Genomic DNA, 18031 nt, shown 5'->3' with positions numbered 1-18031 from the left:
CATCTAGTGTAAGGGCAAGTTGGGCCAAGGTGGGAATCGAGCTCAACGGCGGGCAGTTGAAGAAATGGTTGCCTCACCCAGAACCCGGGTGCCTCGGTAGACAACCAAAGACTGTCCGGCTGCGACTCCCCGCAGTGGTTCAGCCAATTCCACCGTCAGGCCCACTCCCCCATCCGTGTGCGTCAAAGAGGCGACGGGGACGGGAGCACCGTGAGCGCGAACCTGGACAAAAAGCTCGGCATTGTCAGAGGCATCGTCGTCGGACGCCAACCACACGGCATCCGTGGACTCAATGTGGTTGACCGACAAGAGTTCTGCAGCTCCCACAACAACCTGGTTCGAGGACGGTCTGGTTTCCAGCACGTAGCGAGGCCGGCCGTCGTCTGCAGGCTGCTCAATACGCAATCCTTTTCGCTGGCCGACCGTGAAGTTCCAATACCCGCGGTGGGTACCCAAAACCTCGCCATCGACGGACACAATCTCGCCCTCGTCGTCGCCCAGATGAGCACGCAGGAATCCTTGCGTGTCCCCGTCGGGAATGAAGCAGATGTCGTACGAGTCAGGCTTATTGGATACGCCCAGGCCCAGACGTTCAGCCTCGTCACGAACCCACGCTTTCGATGGGGCATCTCCTAAGGGGAGCACCACCCGAGACAATTCCTCTGGCCCCATGATCGCCAGGACATAGGACTGGTCTTTGAGGGAATCGGCTCCACGATGTAATTCCGGCCCATGAGCGCCATCAACAATCGCGGCATAGTGGCCGGTACACACGGCATCAAACCCCAGAGCCTTCGCACGCTGCGCCAGCTCACGGAACTTGACGAATTCGTTGCAGCGCACGCACGGGTTGGGGGTGTGCCCAACCCGATACTGCTCAACAAAATCTGCGATCACCGTTCGTTCGAACTCCTCAGCCAAGTCCCACACGTAGAAGGGAATGCCAATGATTTCAGCCGCACGGGCAGCATCTCCCGCGTCTTCAATGGAGCAGCAGCCGCGTGACCCGACCCTACATTGGGCAGGCTCTGAGGAAAGAGCCATATGCACTCCAACCACCTCGTGGCCAGCTTCCACCGCTTTAGCGGCTGCAACCGCAGAATCAACCCCGCCCGACAAGGCTGCCAAGACCTTCACCTCTTACTCCTTCCGGACTGCACGTGCTCAACTTGATCGAGCGACTGGCCAGCGCGAATAGCCTGGGGCAAAGCCGTTAAGAACGCGTCAATATCGTCTTCGGTTGTGTCAAAACCTGTTGAGATTCTCAAGACCCCCAGCGCCTGTTCTTCACTTCGTCCCAAGCGCATGACTATTGCCGATGGGCGGGTCACTCCCGCATGGCACGCCGAGCCAGCAGACACCATAACCCCAGCCATATCCATGGCCATCAACACGGCTTCTGGCCGCGAGGTTGGCAAAGACAGGTGGATGATCGCAGGGCAAGCACAGTTAACCGGCACAGTCGTTGCCACACCCGCGGGCAATCCTGCGATGAGGCGGTCACGCAAAAGTGCAGCCTTGCGGGTCCATTCATCTCGCCTCTGGACACTCTCTTCGAGGGCGGCCGCCAAGGCGCATGCTCCAGCAACGTCTGGTGTTCCTGAACGCAGACCGCGTTCGTGTCCTCCCCCGGGCCGGTCTGTGGACAGTGGTACTCCCCTGCGTGCAAGCAACACACCTGTGCCCACGGGCGCCCCCACTTTGTGTCCACCAACAGTGAGCAAATCCAAACCGGATTCCTCAAAGTTCACGGCGACCGTTGTCACGGCCTGAGCAGCGTCACTATGGACCAGAGGCCGCGAATCGCCGTGAGCCTCGTCGCCGTCATGGAGGCCGCGAACGAGCTCAGAAACGGGTTGGATTGTTCCAATCTCAGAAGACACCCATGCCATCGAGGCCACAGCGATCGTGTCACGTGTCGACGCGAGGGCGTCCTGGCCAATAATGCTGACTCCATCTTGCCCGAGGGGAAGCGTCCGCCACGCAAAGCCCTCACCTTCTAGGAGAGCCTGCTGCTCGGCCACCGCGTCATGTTCCACGAGCGAAGACAAAACCACCGTGCGGGCGTCATCTTTCTTGCGTATGCCGCGCGCTGCGCCCACGACACCGAGAGCATCGGATTCGGTAGCCCCCGACGTCAAAATCACCTCGTGTCGATCTGCTCCCAAAGCTGAGCCGATGCGCTCGCGGGCATCCTCGAGCATCCGTCGGGCAGTGCGCCCGCCGGAGTGAAGGGCCGCGGGGTTTCCTGGGACCACGCCTAAATCGCGCTGTGCTCGTGTCCAGGCTTCGAGGGCCCGCTGGCTGATAGGAGCCGTTGCTGCGTAGTCGAGGTAGTGCATCACTGTTGCAAACGGGCCTGTTTGATGTATTCAATAGCCTGGGGAACGACCTCGAACAGATCCCCCACAACCCCAAAATCAGCGAGCTCAAAGATCGGAGCATCCGGGTCGTCGCACACGGCAACGATGTGGTTGGACGCCTGCATGCCGACGGTGTGGTGGATGGCGCCGGATACTCCCAAGCCAACGTAGAGTTGCGGTGACACGCTGACGCCGGTCTGGCCGATCTGGCAGGACCGCGGAACCCAGCCTTCGTCGGTGGCCACTCGTGTGGCACCCACAGCCCCTCCCAGGAGCTGAGCAAGTTCCTCAACCGGACTGAAGTCTCCTTCCGTACCGCGACCACCCACAACAACGACGGGTGCCTCATTGAGACTCACTGAGGCATCGGTGTCACGTTTGCGACTCGAAATAACCTCGACCGCTCGGGCTTCGGGGGTAAAGCTGACGGGAATGGGAGTGACTTGGGCGGGCGCAGTTCCTGGAGCAAGTTCAAGATCTGCTGTGGCGCCCGAACGCACTGCAATGATCGCGGTCGGCGAGGACACCTGCAGTGTGGTCGACCATGTACCGGCCAACACAGTCTTGGTCGCATAGATGTTTCCCTCAGCAATGTGCACCGACGATGCATCCACGACCGCTCCGCAGCGAAGCCTCGTGGCAAGGCGAGAAGAAATCTGACGGCCTCGATAGGTTGAGTCAATGAGTACGAGACGGTAGGTGTCTGCACCCAGGCAGGCCTCTACTGCATCGGCAGCAACGGCGGATGTGCGCGGATTGAGCCCGCCCAAGTCGGGTGTCCAAATGCGTTGGAGAGCAGAAATCTGGAGGGATTGGGCGTCGTTGTCTGATCCCAACCAGACTGCGTCAATGGGTCCGGTAGTCAGCCGCGACGCCAAAGTAACCAAACGCAACGATGCGTGGGTTGCTTGCGGTTTTGCCGCGTCTTCCTGGGGGTCAAGGAGAATGAGGATCGGAGCATCTAACAATTCGTTCACCTCACTTCACCACTTCCAAGATATATTGCGCCAGGCGTACCCCACCGTGCCCAGAATCCGTCACAATCACCGGTTCAGTGTCACGGGTGGTCTGGTGAGCATCGACGACGTGAACCCGTGCTGGTTTGCTCTGGACGAAGGACTGATCAAGATGGGGCGCAATGTCATCCAGATTCCACTGGTCCATTGGTTTCGAGCGCGCTGCTTTCATGGCAGCGAAGGCAGGATATCGAGGTTCATTGATTTGGTCGGTAACAGATACCACAGCAGGCAGAGAAGCTCGTAGAACTTCCTCATACCCATCGGTGTCGCGAGCGATCTGGACACTCTTCGAATCCAGGTTGAGATCTAACTGATGGGCGAGGCCGAGCATCGGATAGCCAAGATTGGCAGCAAGGGCCGCAGGCAGCATCGATGTCATGGCATCAAGGGAGGCCATTCCGGTGGCGACTAGATCGACGGGCGTTTCGGCATGAAGTGCGCGAATAGCTGCGGCAAGGACGGCTGCGGTGCCGACGGCATCTGCTGATTCAAGGTGATCATCACTAATGAGGACGCCCCGATCCGCCCCCATTTGGAGCGCTCGTATGAGCGCGTCTTGGGCGTCCTCGGGCCCCATTGTTAAGGCAATGACCTCCCCGCCATGCTTTTCGCACAGGCTCACAGCCTCTTCAATAGCGTTTTCGTCAAGTTCGTTCAGCACATCATCTTCGCCGCGCACAATACAGCCATCGTCAATTCGACGGTCCGACTGCGTGTCTGGGACATGCTTGACGCACACAACAACTCTCATGGTTCATAGCGTGCCACAACCCTGCACTCCCTCCCCGCTCAGATCCGAGTCCATGAGGATTTGCACATGTGACGATCCTTCCCATGCCGGTAAGGGATACTGAAAGAGCGTCATCTATGATCTGTTCGTTCACGACTCATATTCAACGATTGGTAGACGAAAAGAAGGGGATGTCTAGTGCCGCTCTCAGCAACGTCGGAGCACCGCACCACCTCCATCGACGCAACAGTCCCAAACTCTTTGCCTGGGCGACTTGGCGTTCGCCCCAACGCCGGCGGACTCGACGTTTCAGTGGTGGCTCGCAAAGCGTCAGGCGTCGATTTCTGCGTCATCGGCGACGATGGGTCCGAGACACGCTATCGACTCCTTGGGCCCCTTGAAGGTGTCTGGCACGCCCACATTCCCGGCCTCGGCCTGGGGACACGCTACGGCTTCCGCGTCCACGGCACCTGGGACCCCGAAGGCGGCCTCTTCCACAACCCTGCCAAACTCCTCATTGACCCCTACGCCAGGGGCCTCGAGGGAGTTGTGGATATGGGGCCGGAAGTTTACGCTCACAGCGTCGACGACGATCTCTACCCGTCGACTTTCCCCTGGCAACGATCCCCCTTGGACTCTCGCGGTCATACTCCCCTAAGCGTCGTCACAGCTGAATCTTTCCCCGTGGCCCCTAAACCGCGTATCCCCTGGTCACAAACAGTGATCTACGAAATCCATGTCAAAGGATTCACAAAAAATTTCCCCGGAGTCCCAGAAGAATTACGAGGAACATACGCCGGCCTCGCCCACCCCGCGACTGTTGCCTACCTCAAAGACCTTGGTGTCACATCAATCGAGTTGCTCCCCATCCACGCCAAGTGTGACGAGACGTTCCTCACCGAACGTGGGCTGACCAACTACTGGGGATACTCCACTCTCAACTATTTCGCGCCCGAGCCCAGTTACGCCACCGCTGCTGCCCGCGAGCGCGGCGTCCAAGCAGTCGTCGATGAGTTCCGAGGAATGGTGTCGATTCTTCACGAGGCCGGACTCGAAGTCATCCTGGACGTCGTGTACAACCACACGTGCGAGGGCTCGGATTCTGGCCCATCGTTGTCGTGGCGAGGGCTGGACTCAGACCTGTACTACCGCCATACCAATACCCGCCCCACTCAGATGATTGATGTGACCGGCTGCGGTAATACCGTCAATGTTGATCAGCCACGCACCATGCAGATGGTCTTGGATTCGCTTCGATACTGGAGCGCTGAAGTGGGAATTGACGGTTTCCGTTTTGACTTGGCTGCGACTCTGGGCCGTTTTTCGACCGGATTCACCCCATTACATCCCCTCCTCATAGGGATGGCTACCGATCCTGAACTTGGTAATTCCAAGCTCATCGCAGAACCCTGGGACGTCGGCCCAGGGGGTTGGCAAACGGGAAGTTTCCCTGCTCCTTTCTCGGAGTGGAATGACCACTACCGTGGAGTCTTGCGAGGATTCTGGCTCTCGGATATTCGTACCTTGGCTACCGGAGGACTGCCCGCTGGGCCGACCGACCTTGCCACCCGCATATCGGGTTCGCAGGACGTGTTTGAGCACGGGGTGGGACGCTTACGAGGACCGCGCGCATCAATCAATTTCATCACTGCCCACGACGGCTTCACACTCGCGGATCTGACGTCCTACGACCGCAAGCACAATATGGCCAATCTGGAAAATAACCGAGATGGTTCAGATGACAATAGGTCGTGGAACCACGGAGTCGAAGGAACCGTCGCTGCCACCTTTGATGGGGCCGACCTCGACCTCGATCCAGTTCCGCTTGCAGATGCATCCACGACGGCGCTGCGCCACAGAACCCAGCGCAATATGCTGACATCTCTTTTTATTTCTGCCGGCACTCCGATGCTTTTGGGGGGCGATGAGTTTGGGCGCACCCAGTACGGCAATAACAATGCCTACTGCCAAGACTCACCAATTTCCTGGGTTGACTGGGAGCTTGAGGATTTCCAACACGATCGCATCGACTTCATGCGATGGTTGATTGCATTGCGGCGCGCTCACAGGGTGTTGCGTCCAGATACCTTTGCTACCGGCCAGATTTGGGTGGGAGACACGATTCCAGATCTGTCCTGGTGCACGGCCGAGGGTATGCCCATGCCTGAAAATGGTTGGCACGACTGCACGAACCGGACTTTCCAGATGTTGCGTTCGGGGGTGCCTAGTAAGGATCATGACGCCCTCGTCATTGTTAATGCCACCCTTCAAGATCGGGAAGTCACCTTGCCTGGAGGCCATGGTCTGGACTGGATGGTAACCATTAACACCGGATGGAAGAACATTGCAGACGGTGGCATTACCAGAGACACCGATCCTGTTTCGCTGTCGCATGACCTTGAGCAGATCCCGTCAAGTTCCACCATTGGTGTCGAAGCTCTGTCAATGCTCGTGCTCTTATCGGATATTCCCGCTCGCCCCATGGGTTAAGGATCGGTCTGAGAGCCCGAGTCCGGGCGCTGTCACGGTAGGCTGGGACTATGACTAGCACTGAAGACGCCCTCGCTTATTCCACCTCCGATGCGTCCTTGGCCCGCTCAAAGGCCAGGTCTGCTCAAATCGAGGTAGCAATTGATGAAGATCCGTCACGCTTCAGGATCCTCACGGGTGATCGCCCAACTGGACACCTGCATCTCGGCCACTATTTCGGAACTCTGCGTAATCGAGTTCTCCTGCAAGATCGCGGTGTCGAAACCTGGGTTCTAGTCGCCGACTATCAGGTCATTACAGACCGTGATGGAGTCGGGCCGATTCGCGAACGGGTACTCGGTCTAATCGCTGACTACTTGGCTGCTGGAATTGATCCGCAGCGTTCAACGATCTTCAACCATTCAGCTATTCCCGCTCTCAACCAGTTGATGCTGCCTTTCTTGTCGGTGGTCACCGAATCCGAATTGCATCGCAATCCGACGGTGAAGTCTGAGTTGGAAGCAACTGATGGGCGGGCAATGACTGGTCTCATGCTGACCTATCCGGTCCACCAAGCCGCCGATATTTTGTTCTGCAAAGCCAACCTGGTGCCTGTGGGGCAAGACCAACTCCCCCACATTGAGCAGGCTCGCGTCATCGCTCAACGCTTTGATAAACGCTACGGGCGCGTAGTACCCGAGCGTCCCGTCTTCCCTCGCCCCGAGGCTCTGCTGTCTGAAGTTCCGTTGCTGCTGGGCACTGACGGGCAGAAGATGTCCAAGTCTCGCGGTAACACCATCGAGTTGCGGATGAGTGCCGATGAGACAGCGAAGATCCTCAAGAAAGCCAAGACCGACGGGGACCGTGTCATCACCTATGATCCGCAGGCGCGTCCCGAGGTGTCTAACCTCCTAATGCTTGCGTCCCTGGCGTCTGGTCAGGCTCCCGAAGCAATTGCGCAGTCCATTGGAGACAAGGGCGCTGGCACCTTGAAGTCCGTGGTCACTGATGCGCTCAATGACATGCTCGCTCCAATGCGTGCGCGCAGGGCGGATTTGATTGCAAATGAGGACTATCTGCTCGACGTTCTATGTGCGGGCAATGAGAAGGCTAACGAACAGGCAGATCAGACTCTCAACGAGGTGCGACAGGCCATGCAGATGATCTACTGAGTGAGCCTATTTGATCTCACACAGGGCCCCTGAGTTACGTACTCAGGGGCCCCTACGTATGTGTATTAGAGGCTTTCCAACAGCACCTCAGGAACGCTTGACCTTCGTAGATTCGTTGAAATATCGGGCATAAACTCCTGCCATGACAACGTGCGCCCAGCATCTTTCAACCGTCGAAGTTGGACAGTCAACCCCGACACGCTCACACCCCGCAGAGCAATCTTTGGCATCGCGGCTCAACTGGCTGCGAGCAGGTGTGCTCGGCGCCAATGACGGCATCGTCTCCATCTCCGGCCTGTTGATTGGTGTTGCGGCAGTCGATTCCACCGATACTCGTGCCATCCTTATCGCTGGAGTTGCGGGAATCGTGTCGGCAGCACTATCAATGGCGGTCGGCGAATACGTGTCAGTTTCGGCTCAACGCGACGCTGAACGCGAAGTCGTTGCACGGAAAACTCGCGAGCTAACAGTTAATCCCCAGGCAGCTCAAAAGCGTCTAGCCAATGCGTGGATTCAACGCGGTCTCACCCAGGAGACAGCCGACCTGGTGGCTCAAGAACTCAGCCAGGCTGATCCTTTGCGCGCCCACCTTGAGATCGAACACCGTATTGATTCTGACGACCTGACCAGCCCGTGGGCGGCAGCGATCTCGTCATTCTTGGCATTTGTCATTGGCGCTGCTCTGCCACTGTTGACCATTCTTGTCTCCCCGCCTCCTCTCAGGATCATTGCCACGATTGGCGCGGTGATTGTCGCTTTGGCTTTGACTGGCTGGGTGAGTGCCGCTTTGGGGCAGGCGCCTCGCACGAGGGCGGTGCTACGCCTGGTTGTCGGCGGAGGCGCAGCCATGGTTCTGGCCTACGGTGTCGGGCACCTTTTCGGCGTCGCCGTTTGAGACAGCAACAACAGGTTGGTAGTTCTGTGGGTCACATTGGAGCCTGGGAACCATTAGGCTGGCCTCGTGACTGAGAACCTGCTCCCCCGTATACCCGCCCTCGAAGTTTTCCCAGTTGTCGAGGGAGGGAGCCTGGCCGCAAAAGCTGGCGAACACGAGCCCTTCCCCATCCGAGCGACCGTCTTCCGTGAGGGGCATGACGCCTTCGCTGCAGAAGCCGTGCTCCTCGATCCCTTAGGTCAAGAGTTTTCACGTACTCCAATGGTCGACATCGCACCGGGGAACAACCGCTACGAAGCGTGGGTCGTGGCTGATAGGCCGGGGGCTTGGTCATTCCGGGTCGACACCTGGTCTGATCCGTACGCAACGTGGCGCCACGACGCAACAATCAAAATTGACGCACACGTCGATGTTGAGTTGATGTTAGAAGAGGGCGCGCGCCTCCTCGAACGGGCAGCAGCCGGCCGGGCAATGGCCAATCCCTCGCAGCAACCCGCATCCTCCCAGGATCAAGAGATGCTCCTCAAAGCGGCCCAGCGGATGCGCGACACTGAGCGTTCTGCCCAGCAACGCTTGTCGGCTGGCGTAGCATCGCGCGTGCGAGCCTACTTCCGTGACCACCCACTGCGAGATCTGCTGGGATCAACGAAGACATACCCCCTGGCCGTTGCTCGACAAAAGGCTGTTTATGGGTCCTGGTATGAAATTTTCCCGCGTTCAGCCGGAGCCTTCCAGAAATCAGACGGCACCTGGGTATCGGGCACCCTTGCCCACGCTGCCCAAGACCTTCCCCGAGTTGCCTCTATGGGGTTTGACGTCATCTACCTGACGCCCATTCACCCCATTGGAACCACTCACCGCAAAGGCAAGAACAACTCTTTGGAGGCGGGCCCCCAGGACCCCGGCTCCCCCTATGGCATCGGTTCACCCGATGGCGGCCACGATGCCATTCATCCTGACCTCGGCGACTTCAACGACTTTGATGACTTTGTGAAAAAGGCCCGCGATCTGGGTATGGAAGTCGCCCTCGACCTCGCATTGCAGTGCTCCCCTGACCACCCATGGGTAGCCGAACACCCCGAATGGTTCACTGCCCGAGCTGACGGAACCATCGCCTACGCCGAGAATCCACCCAAAAAATACCAGGACATCTATCCCCTAAACTTTGACAACGATCCCGAGGGAATCTACGAGGCAATCCGCGACGTGGTCGAACTGTGGATTGAACACGGCGTAACGCTCTTCCGCGTTGATAACCCGCACACCAAGCCTGTCAATTTTTGGCAGCGGTTCCTGACCGAGATGCATCAAAAACATCCCGATGTTCTTTTCTTGGCAGAAGCGTTTACTCGCCCCGCAATGATGAGAACTCTCGGCGCTGTTGGTTTCGACCAGTCGTACTCGTACTTCACCTGGCGCACCGACAAAGAAGAAATCGAAGAGTACCTGAGCGAAGTCGCCAACGAGACTGCCCACCTCATGCGCCCAACTTTCTGGCCCACCACGCATGACATCCTCACTCCACAGATGACCACCGGCGGCACAGCCATCTTTGCCATCCGTGCAATTCTTGCAGCTCTGGGCTCGTCAAACTGGGGAATCTACTCGGGTTATGAATTTGTCGAGAACGTCCAAAGACCCGGCTTCGAAGAACAAAACGATAACGAAAAGTACGAATACCGTCCTCGAAATTGGGACGAGGCTGATGCCATCGGCATTTCACGCCTATTGACCTTGCTCAATGCTGCTCGCGCCAAGCATCCCGCTTTACGCCAGCTCCATCAGATTCGTATCCATCCCACCTCCCATCCGAGCCTCCTGTGCTTCTCCAAGCAGGTTCCAGGACGCTTTACAGACTCGGGTGTGCCCGACACCGTCATCTGTGTCCTATCCCTGGATCCTCACCACGGAGTCGACGGAACAGTGGAACTCGACCTTGGGGAACTTGGGTTGGAGACCTCCGGTGGACATATCACGGTTGTCGACGAACTTGACGGCATCGAGTACACATGGGGCACAAAGAATTGGGTATCCCTCTCTCCCGTGACCCGCATCGCACACGTCTTCTCGGTCGAACCACCCGTGACGGCGCGTTGGGGACGTTGAAATCCCTGGCGTCGCGCTCCAAGCGCGAAGACGCATCTGACTGGGTGTGCGCGTGGGCCCAACGGTCACAAGACCAAGGACACCTTGCTGAGCCTTTGCGCAGGCTGGTCAGTGACGTTCCCAAGGGACACGCCAATCTACCAGCGGGTTGGTCTGCCGACTTTTTCGACGGGCACCAGAGCAATCGATCGGTTATCGTTTCAATAGATGAGGCTCCCAAGTGGATCATTAAGCGATACGCCAGGGAGGCGATGGACAATCCGGAGTTAGAAGTTTTGCAGACGCTCCAGAGCCAGCGTTGGGAGCACTCGCCCTCGGTCGTGGGATGGACCCGCACGCCCAAAGGCGCCCTCGATACCCTAGCGACGCAGTGGATCGACGAGGCGAACGACGGTTTTGCGACAATTTCATCGCTGGCGCGCTCTGGCCAAGACGGCACCAATGTGCTCGCCAAATTAGGTGCTGTCACCGCGCAGCTCCATCAAATATTGGGCGAGAGGTTTCCTGAAGGCCAAGCCCTCTCGGCGTCATCGCTTGCGAAGCGAATCGACAGACAACTCAAGCAGACGCAGGATGTTGCGCAGCTGAGTCCGGCTATCGTTGCTGGCCTGAAGAGGCATCTCAACGACTTAGATCACATGGCTGTCGCTTGGCCCACACAGCGTATCCATGCTGACTTCCATCTAGGTCAGACGCTATTAGGCCAGCGGTGGTTCATTCTTGATTTTGAGGGCGAGCCCCATAGCGCAAGCTCCTCACCTGGCAAATGCGACCTGGTTGAACGTGATGTTGCAGGGATGCTGCGATCTATCGACTATGCCGCGACTGGCGACGTTGAGTCCGAGTGGGCTTACCTTGCTCGCCGCTCGTTTCTTCAAGGGTGGAATGGTGGCAAGGAATTATCTTCGCAAGATGAAAAACTTCTGCGTTGCCTCGAGATCGAAAAGGCCCTTTACGAGGTCGAATATGAACTGGCTTATCGACCGGATTGGGTAGAAATTCCCCTGCGAGCACTAGAAAAACTCAGTCGTTAGAGGTGGAGATATAGTCAAATAGCAGCAGCATTGAGCAAGTCAAATGAATCCACAATGAGTCCCGGCTCACAATTGAGACAAAATCGTGCAAGGATTGCGCTATGGAACCCGAACTCTGCCCCATTCCCGTGGCCCCCGACGTCCTCGATGCCGTCGCAGCGGGCTGCCACTACATGCCCCACAATGTGCTTGGCGCACACATCGGCGACGGATCAGTGACGATCCGAACCGTTCACCATCTGGCCGACGCCGTAGATATTGTCACCGTCGATGCGAGCTACCCGGCTACCCATGAGCGAGGGGGCGTCTGGTATGCGGTTCTGCCATTTGAAGACATCCCTGATTATCGGGTCCGGGTGACCTACGGCGATCAGATCACCACGATTGATGACCCATATAGATTCTTGCCGACCCTGGGAGAAATGGACACTTACCTCATCTCCGAGGGGCGCCACGAGAATCTCTGGAAAGTTTTAGGCGCTCACGTCAAGCATTACGAGGGCGAGATGGGAACCGTTAAAGGCGTTGCTTTTGCCGTGTGGGCTCCCAATGCACAGGCAGTGCGTGTCGTTGGCGACTTCAACTACTGGGATGGCAGCGCGACCGCTATGAGGTCCCTGGGAGCCTCGGGCGTGTGGGAACTCTTCGTGCCCGGTGTCAAAGTGGGCGCACGCTACAAGTTCGAGATTCAAGGCCCTGGCGGAAATTGGTTCCAAAAAGCTGACCCCATGGCCAGAGCCACGGAGATTCCACCAGCAACTGCTTCCGTTGTCACCGATTACTTCCATGAGTGGACCGACGACGAGTGGATGAATAATCGGGCCCTCAAGAGCCTCCACAATGGTCCGATGTCCATTTACGAACTTCACGTTGGTTCATGGAAGCAAGGACTGGGGTACCGAGGCCTGGCCGACGAGCTGGTCCCCTACCTCAAGGAAATGGGCTTTACCCATGTGGAGTTCATGCCCGTTGCCGAACATCCCTTCGGTGGTTCGTGGGGCTATCAGGTGACTTCCTACTACGCCCCCACAGCCCGATACGGAACCCCCGATGATTTCCGTTACCTAGTCGACGAACTGCATAACGCGGGAATCGGGGTCATTCTTGACTGGGTTCCCGCCCACTTCCCCAAGGACGAGTGGGCGCTGGCCCGCTTCGATGGAACTCCCCTCTACGAGGATCCGGATCCTCTGCGCGGGGAACATCCTGACTGGGGCACCTATGTATTTAACTTCGGCAGGCGCGAAGTCCGTAACTTCCTCGTTGCCAACGCCCTGTACTGGCTCGAAGACTTCCACATTGACGGTCTGCGTGTCGACGCCGTTGCATCCATGCTCTACCTCGATTACTCGCGCAAGGACGGCCAATGGCGTCCCAATCAATACGGTGGGCGTGAAAACCTCGAAGCCATCGAGTTCATCCAAGAAGCCAATGCAACTGCGTATCGTAACCATCCCGGCATCGTCATGATTGCCGAAGAATCAACCGCATGGCCAGGCGTCACGGCCCCAACGTCAGGGGGCGGTCTGGGCTTTGGAATGAAGTGGAACATGGGGTGGATGAATGACACCCTGCGCTATCTGGCAGAAGATCCGGTTAATCGCCGCTGGCACCATGGAGAATTAACTTTCTCCCTCGTCTATGCGTTCTCAGAGAATTATCTGCTGCCGCTATCCCACGACGAGGTCGTCCACGGTAAGGGTTCCTTAATTGCAAAGATGCCTGGCGACGATTGGCAAAAACTTGCCGGCTTACGTTGCCTCTACGCCTATCAGTGGTCTCATCCGGGTAAGCAGCTAGTTTTCATGGGCCAAGAGATTGCTCAAGGCCAAGAGTGGAACGAAGCCTACTCATTGGACTGGTGGCTCACCGACAACTCCGGTCATGCGGGAGTGCAACGCCTGGTGCGCCGCCTCAATGAGATTTACACGTCGAGCCCCGCCATGTGGGATGACGACTACACGGGCTTTGAGTGGATTGATGCCTCTGACGGCGATCACAACCTGATCTCCTATCTTCGTAAAGGTACGAACGGCCACGGCGATCAAGAGGTCCTCGTTTGCGTTGCTAACTTCGCTGGCAATCCTCATGAGGGCTACCGTGTCGGTTTGCCCTTTGGAGGAGAATGGGAAGAGATCCTCAACACCGACGATGAAGAATTCGGTGGTTCGGGAGTGATTAACCTGGGTTCGGTCATTGCGGAAAACATGCCGTGGAATGGCAGGCCTACTTCCGTGGAGCTTAGGGTGCCGCCACTGGGCGCTCTATGGCTCAAGCCCAAGCGCTGACTAAAAGATCGGTGGCCTTGACCCGTTGGGTCAAGGCCACCTCTGTTTCAATACGCTGAGAGATGCGACCTGGCCAGATCCCCAGCCTCATTTCCTGGTTTCACACCAAAAGCATGGTTGCCAAACGCATACGGGCAGCTTTGACTTCAGGAGTGGATCCAGCCACGCGGAAGAGGTCAAGTAGGCGCAAACGCGCGCTGTTACGCCTGTCCTCATCCGTTTCGGATTCCAAGATCCCCAGAAGTAGATCAAAGGCTCCTTGAGCATCACCGGAGGCGAAAAGCGCGTCCGCGCGATCTGCAGGGTCGTCACCATCTGCGCTGGCCGATCGGGCAAGCAGCCGAACGCGAGCTAAATGAGACTTAGCGGCATCGTCACGAGGATTGAGCTCAATGACTCGTTCCCAACCCGAGATGGCCAGATCCAAATCCCCTGCTTCTTCAGCTGCCAACGGAGCCTCGTGCTCGGCAGGAGTCGGTGGGGCTGTTTGCTCTTGAGTCACGGCAACGCGTCCCGTGACACCCATCTGTGCGGCAGCCTCGAGCAGCTGATCGATCACCGGCCGGATCTGTTCCTTTGAGGCAGCACCTTGGAAGAGAGGCACCGGTCGTCCACCAATTAAAGCGACGAAGGCCGGAACAGCCTGCACTTGGAAAGCCTGAGCAATCTGGGGAGCCTGATCAATATCGATTTCGACAAGCTGGAATGCTCCCGCAGCCTCTCGGGCGGATTCTTCAAACGCCGCCAGAGCGGGCTTGGACTCTAAGGACCTGCCCGACCACAGTGCGACGATGACAGGAACCGTTTGTGACGCTGCCATAACGTCTTGGAAAGTTTCATCCGTCGCCGAAGCAATCAGAGGAACCTCTAAGCCAACTCCACCGTGATCCGTCTGCGTCGCAGTATCACCATCGACAGGTGGCTCTGCCCGCCCGGATAGATCGACGGCTCCGTGGGAGTCGGCAGGCATTGTTTCAGGCGTGTTCGTATTCATTAAAGTCATCCACCTTCCACTGGAAGCTCAATTATGGATCCGTTCGAGGTCGGCATCCGGCCCGTGCAGCCTCACCCCTGCTGGTCGGGGTTGGATGAGCCGTCAAGGGATACTGATTCGATGAATCTGTCAGCTCCAACGATTTGAATCTGGCCACCAGCTTGAGCTGAAGGAATCCTCATGAGGATCGTTGCGACATAGGTTGCAGTTGCTTTGCCGGCAACAGTGTCATCATCACCTGAGTTCAGAACTGCGGTTTGGCCGCCAAGACGCATAGTAGACCCTGCCACGGTTCGTTCGTAGGTCAGCGTGTAGGTCAGATTCGCAGCGACGAGGGCGGACCCATCCTTAGTGAGGATACCCGAGACAGGGTATTCGGTTTCTTGGGCGGCGGCGCTGACCTTGCCCGCAGCTTCAACGCTCTTATTGAGTTTGGAGGTGGTCTCGAAGTAGTTGGTGGTGAACTCGTCGCTGGTGAAAGTCTGCGAATCGGGGGAACCAGAGTTCAGCATCTCGATGTAGCGAACAACTGCCTCATCAGGAGTCATGACAAAGCCGCTGGCATTGCCGCCCACATACGATGATCCTGATTCTGCTGGGGCCAAGGTGAGCTGCGTAGATCCAAGTAACCTTGCCCAATTCGTCAGACGGTATTCGGAGCGTGCGTCGTCTTGGACGAGGATTTGAACGACGGGAAGCTGGGAGGATCCACTCTCGCTGATATTAAAGATCGCACGTGGCCAGGATGATGAATTGGTGATGGCCACAGTCTGTGGAGTCAGATCGAGGGGCTCAACGCTATCACCGGAGGCATTTGAGTACGCGTATTGGGCTGTTCTGACGCGAAGCGCTGCCTCATCGACGCGCCCAGCCAAAATCGACGCATCCTTTTGTTCATCAGCTTCGACCAAAACCTGTTCTGTTTCAGATAAAACTGCGCTGATGCGTTCATTATCAAGATTGGCTTCGGAGCTGCCCGATTGAGGTGTCATTTGGGACGGTGGGACCACAAGATCCCCTGCGTTACAGCCCGCACAGGCAAGAATAGACACTGCTGCGATTGCGATGAGGCGCCTGTGAATCATCAGTCCTCCTTCTGTGTGCGGTTCTTCCAGTTAGTCATTAAAGACTTCCATCCGCTTCCTGAGGATTTTTCATCGGACGCATGCTCTTGGTTGGCTGGCTCGACATCTTCGTCCGCCTTGACGACAGGAATAATGCCGGTATCAAACTCATGGCCGTCAATGACGATCTTGTGCTCACCCTTTTCGCGAGCTTCACGCAGGGCACGCCGGCTCGGCAGAACTGCACCTGGACGAATGGCAGACAGATCGATGATCCCCGTGTCGGTGGGAACCTTCTCGGGTGGATCCTCATCGATTGGACCATCTGTAGACCCATGCCTGCCACGCACAACTGGCTCGGCCTGCTCAACAAGGAGCACAGGGGCAGGATCACTTTCGTCTGCCTGCTCGCCCTCAACATCTTGCTCGGCCTCATGGTCGGGCTGAGCATCGCCAAGGACATTCACGTCATCCTCGTCAAAGCCTGAATCCACCTGCAGCTGAGCATCGGACTGAATGGAATGTTCGAAGTCTTCCGATTGGTCTTTCGACTCGTCATCAACGACAGATAAGTGATCGTGCGATGAGACGGCATCAACACCAAGAACGTCGGGGCTGGTCTCGCCAAGTTTGTCGAGACGTTCCTTTTCAGCCATGGCCGCAACTTCAGCCGTATTGATCGATGTTGTATCCGTAATGTCTGCGCCCTGGCGTTGTGCCACACGCTGTGCGCGCTTCTCGCGATCTCGCATGCTCTTCCACTTCGGCAGGAAGAGAACACCTGCGGCCAAAAGGAAAATAGCAGCAAAGAGGAAAGAGACAATGGCAAGAGTATTTGCGCGATGGACCTTCCAAGTCAGCGTGAGAGTCAAATCGTCACTACCAGCAGCCGACACGGCCATTACCGAGCGGCCAGTCGGGATCTGCGCGATCGATAACGAGGCGGTGCCTTGTCCCGACGCCTGGTCCAACCACATATCGGACTTTTCAATCTGTTCAAGCAGAGCCAAGGCCTGAGGATCTGTTTTCGACGCTGAACCAGACTGGGCTTGCTCCCCTGACTGAGTCTGCTCGCCAGACTGCGATGAGGACTGCGCACCAGATTGATTGTCGGAGCCAGATTGGGAGGCATCGCCCGATTGGGAGATGTCGCCGGACTGGGCTCGGGCACCTGACTGAGCAGTGACCTCCTCGCGTTCTTCGACTTTAAGCTTCTCGCGGTCTGACTCAATCCCAATGACCTCGGTGTGTGCGTCAGCACCCACCCACCCAGCAACATCGGAGCTGGTTCCCAAGATAACGACAACATCTGCCCCGGAAGCCGAAGAAGCACTCACCTGTACTTTGTCTCCCAGAAGTGGCAGTACGCCATCGCGAGTCATCACAATGTCGGTAGCGGGCACGACAGACGAACTCTGTTCCTGCGCAGGCTTGAAGACGGTGACAGCAAGAATTCCCACAATGACGAGAATCAAAGCAATCACCGCGGCCACCGCCGATGCGTAGAAGTGCTTGATGCGCTCCACTAGTGTCCACTCCTCTTTCGGATGCATAGATTTTTCAACGATACGGTGTCGGATAGGTACTCGGCATCTCCCAGCACAAGTCCGTGACGCATCACATGCAATTCACAGGGAAAACACAAAGGAAGCATCAATTCGGACGCAAGCCCCGACGCCAACAATCTGAATGCCAGTGCCGACGGCCCTCAACACCCTGCGGCATGCCATAAGGGGCTTCTTCAGGCCATGCGACCACATGCGCGCTCCCCTGCGGAATCTGACGCAAACATCCCGGGCAAACGTAGGGCTTCGCCGAATTAGCGAGATGTTGCACCTGATAATCAAAACCATCCGGTCCGATTTCCGAATGTGGCATCGAGTGAAGTGACGTCAAG

The 18031-nt window shown here is 57.3% G+C and carries 14 protein-coding genes; 6 read left to right on the top strand and 8 right to left on the bottom strand.

Going from position 1 to position 18031, the window contains the following annotated elements; translation table 11 throughout:
* Window positions 1-42: 42 nt before the first annotated feature.
* The 4 genes from mnmA to G439_RS0106170 are packed head-to-tail and all read right to left on the bottom strand — an operon-like array spanning window position 43 to window position 4133.
* Window positions 43-1137, bottom strand: a complete 1095-nt coding sequence (gene mnmA, locus G439_RS0106185) for a tRNA 2-thiouridine(34) synthase MnmA (protein ID WP_022868319.1) — start codon at window positions 1135-1137, stop codon at window positions 43-45.
* Window positions 1134-2345 carry a cysteine desulfurase family protein gene (locus G439_RS0106180; RefSeq protein WP_026459460.1) on the bottom strand — a complete coding sequence of 404 codons (1212 nt, stop codon included), beginning with the start codon at window positions 2343-2345 and terminating at the stop codon, window positions 1134-1136. The genes mnmA and G439_RS0106180 overlap by 4 nt, the downstream gene beginning before the upstream one ends.
* Window positions 2342-3340, bottom strand: a complete 999-nt coding sequence (locus G439_RS0106175) for an electron transfer flavoprotein subunit alpha/FixB family protein (RefSeq protein WP_022868317.1) — start codon at window positions 3338-3340, stop codon at window positions 2342-2344. Before G439_RS0106175 ends, G439_RS0106180 begins: the two co-directional genes overlap by 4 nt.
* A gap of 1 nt (window position 3341) precedes the next feature.
* Complete coding sequence (locus tag G439_RS0106170; RefSeq protein WP_022868316.1) at window positions 3342-4133, bottom strand: electron transfer flavoprotein subunit beta/FixA family protein; 792 nt, start codon at window positions 4131-4133, stop codon at window positions 3342-3344.
* Window positions 4134-4310: 177 nt separating this feature from the next.
* Between G439_RS0106170 and glgX the strand changes: the two genes are divergently transcribed.
* The 6 genes from glgX (at window position 4311) to glgB (ending at window position 14076) form a co-directional block, all read left to right on the top strand.
* Window positions 4311-6602: a glycogen debranching protein GlgX gene (gene glgX, locus G439_RS0106165; protein WP_022868315.1), complete on the top strand. Its 2292-nt coding sequence runs from the start codon at window positions 4311-4313 to the stop codon at window positions 6600-6602.
* A gap of 50 nt (window positions 6603-6652) precedes the next feature.
* On the top strand, window positions 6653-7753 hold the full coding sequence (gene trpS / locus G439_RS0106160; protein ID WP_022868314.1) for a tryptophan--tRNA ligase: 1101 nt from the start codon (window positions 6653-6655) through the stop codon (window positions 7751-7753).
* Window positions 7754-7895: 142 nt separating this feature from the next.
* Window positions 7896-8648 carry a VIT1/CCC1 transporter family protein gene (locus tag G439_RS0106155; protein ID WP_022868313.1) on the top strand — a complete coding sequence of 251 codons (753 nt, stop codon included), beginning with the start codon at window positions 7896-7898 and terminating at the stop codon, window positions 8646-8648.
* A gap of 66 nt (window positions 8649-8714) precedes the next feature.
* Entirely contained in the window at window positions 8715-10754 is a 2040-nt protein-coding gene (locus tag G439_RS0106150; protein WP_022868312.1) for an alpha-1,4-glucan--maltose-1-phosphate maltosyltransferase, read from the top strand.
* Window positions 10751-11788, top strand: coding sequence for a phosphotransferase (locus G439_RS0106145; protein ID WP_022868311.1), 1038 nt, complete (start codon window positions 10751-10753; stop codon window positions 11786-11788). Before G439_RS0106150 ends, G439_RS0106145 begins: the two co-directional genes overlap by 4 nt.
* Before the next feature lie 101 nt (window positions 11789-11889).
* Entirely contained in the window at window positions 11890-14076 is a 2187-nt protein-coding gene (glgB, locus tag G439_RS0106140; RefSeq protein WP_022868310.1) for a 1,4-alpha-glucan branching protein GlgB, read from the top strand.
* Window positions 14077-14176: 100 nt separating this feature from the next.
* Here the strand turns inward: glgB and G439_RS0106135 are convergent, their stop codons facing one another.
* From G439_RS0106135 to G439_RS12770, 4 genes are all read right to left on the bottom strand, one after another.
* Window positions 14177-15070, bottom strand: a complete 894-nt coding sequence (locus G439_RS0106135) for a tetratricopeptide repeat protein (RefSeq protein ID WP_026459459.1) — start codon at window positions 15068-15070, stop codon at window positions 14177-14179.
* Window positions 15071-15141: 71 nt separating this feature from the next.
* Entirely contained in the window at window positions 15142-16155 is a 1014-nt protein-coding gene (locus G439_RS0106130) for a hypothetical protein (RefSeq protein ID WP_022868308.1), read from the bottom strand.
* Window positions 16155-17660: a hypothetical protein gene (locus tag G439_RS0106125; RefSeq protein WP_022868307.1), complete on the bottom strand. Its 1506-nt coding sequence runs from the start codon at window positions 17658-17660 to the stop codon at window positions 16155-16157. Before G439_RS0106125 ends, G439_RS0106130 begins: the two co-directional genes overlap by 1 nt.
* A 127-nt stretch (window positions 17661-17787) precedes the next feature.
* Window positions 17788-18012: a hypothetical protein gene (locus G439_RS12770; protein ID WP_424133827.1), complete on the bottom strand. Its 225-nt coding sequence runs from the start codon at window positions 18010-18012 to the stop codon at window positions 17788-17790.
* Between the last annotated feature and the right edge of the window lie 19 nt (window positions 18013-18031).

It is taken from the genome of Schaalia vaccimaxillae DSM 15804 (assembly GCF_000420425.1).
GTDB lineage: Bacteria > Actinomycetota > Actinomycetes > Actinomycetales > Actinomycetaceae > Pauljensenia > Pauljensenia vaccimaxillae.
The sequence above is the reverse complement of the archived record's forward strand: the minus strand, read 5'-3'. Positions and strand labels throughout refer to the sequence as shown.